Here is a 1,769-nt window from a genome sequence, read left to right as displayed (position 1 = left end):
CGGCTGAGGAGTGTGCATTTGATCTAACACAAACGGACCTCTACCCTTTCCGAATGCCGGCCATAGCGCCGGGACCGCCGGGTCAGTCCGCGGCGAGCACGGCACCGGGCGCCTGGCCCAGCGCGATGGCCAGCGGTGCCGCGATCCCAGCCGGTTCGGCCTGCGCCAGCACGACCTGCGGACAGCCATGCCAGCATGCGCAGCGGACGAGCGCGGCAGCCAGGTCGCGCACGAGGCTCGTGCGCCCAATACTCGAACGGCCCGCCCTCGGCCAGCAACTGGTCGAGCCAGTCGGATCGTAGTCGCCCAGGCGACTCCACAGCACGAGATACGGACTGCGCGCGACGACGCTGATGATATCGATCTGCAGCACACCCATGCGGCGGATCGCGGCCAGCACGTCATCCTTCGTGGCGCGGGTACGCCGGGGCTGCAGCATGCCTTGGGCCGCCAGGTGCAGGGCGCGGGCGACAGCAACGGACAGAATTGGTTCAGTCATCCCGACATTCTAATAACAGCAGATCAACATTTGCACAGGTCACCGAGAAAAAGTACTGGTTTTTTTTACAGTATCGCGCCGTCTGCGCTATATTGGCGCCCAAGCTCAATCACTGTTGCGGATTTTCTAACGACCATGCGGCTGCTGCACACATCGGACTGGCACCTCGGCCAGACCCTGCACAATTTCGACCGGACCTACGAACACCAGTGCTTCCTCGACTGGCTGCTCGACACGATCGTCGCCGAACGGGCGGACGCCCTGCTGATCGCCGGCGACGTGTTCGACAATTCGAACCCGTCCGCCGCGTCGCAGCGCCAGTTGTACCGTTTCCTGCAGCAGGCGCGGGCACGCGCGCCGCAACTGGACATCGTCGTCATCGCCGGCAACCACGATTCACCGGGCCGGCTCGAGGCCCCGGGCCCGCTGCTGGAAGCGCACGGCACGCGCGTCGTCGGCCACGTCGTGCGCGACGCGGCAGGCGACATCGACCTCGAACGCTTCCTCGTACCGCTGACCGGCAACGATGGCAATGTCCAAGCCTGGTGCGTGGCGATCCCGTTCCTGCGCCCGGGCGACGTGCCGCGCGTGTCCCCGCCGGCCGCGGAGGCTGGCGGCGGCGACGCGTTCGACGCCTACCTGGCCGGCATCCGGCTGCTCTACCAGCAGGTCCACGAACTGGCACGCGCCCGGGCCCTGGCCGGCCAGGCGATCGTCGCGATGGGCCATTGCCACATGGTCGGCGGCGATGCGTCGCCCGATTCCGAGCGGCGCATCGTGATCGGCGGCACGGAAGCACTTCCCGCGACGATGTTCGGCCCGGACGTCGCCTACGCCGCGCTGGGCCACCTGCACCTGGCCCAGCGGGTCGGCCAGCAGGACCACCTGCGCTACTGCGGCAGCCCCCTCCCGCTGTCGTTCGCCGAAGTCGGCTACAGGCACCAGGTGCTGCGCATCGACCTGGACGGTCCGCGCGCCACCGCCATCGAACCGCTGTACGTCCCGCGCGCCGTCGACCTGCTGCGCGTGCCGGCCAGCCCGGCGCCCGTCAAGGAGGCGATCGCGGCACTGGTCGGCCTCGACCTGCCGGACCTGCCCCGCGACGCCTGGCCATACCTGGAAGTGCGCGTGCTGCTCGACGCGCCCGAGCCGGGCCTGCGCGCCCAGGTCGAGGCGGCACTGGAAGGCAAGCCGGTGCGCCTGGCGAAGATCGAGCCGACGCGGCGCGTCGTGACGACGGCCGGCGTGGAACCTGCGCTGAGCCTCGACC

Annotated in this window: 1 protein-coding gene and 1 pseudogene; one reads left to right on the top strand and one right to left on the bottom strand. The window is 69.0% G+C overall.

Features of this window, described 5'->3' with window-relative positions; genetic code table 11:
* Positions 1-236 precede the first annotated feature (236 nt).
* Positions 237-499 (bottom strand): annotated as a pseudogene (locus tag AC1DYX_RS30850) (DNA glycosylase AlkZ-like family protein); the annotation flags it as partial.
* Between the two features lie 135 nt (positions 500-634).
* Here AC1DYX_RS30850 and AC1DYX_RS30845 point away from each other — a divergent pair.
* Positions 635-1,769, top strand: a 1,135-nt coding sequence (locus AC1DYX_RS30845) for an exonuclease SbcCD subunit D C-terminal domain-containing protein (protein ID WP_477265989.1), incomplete at its 3' end; no start/stop codon positions are given.

It is taken from the genome of Massilia sp. P2_C2, assembly GCF_056404615.1.
This window is presented reverse-complemented; position numbering and strand designations above follow the sequence as displayed.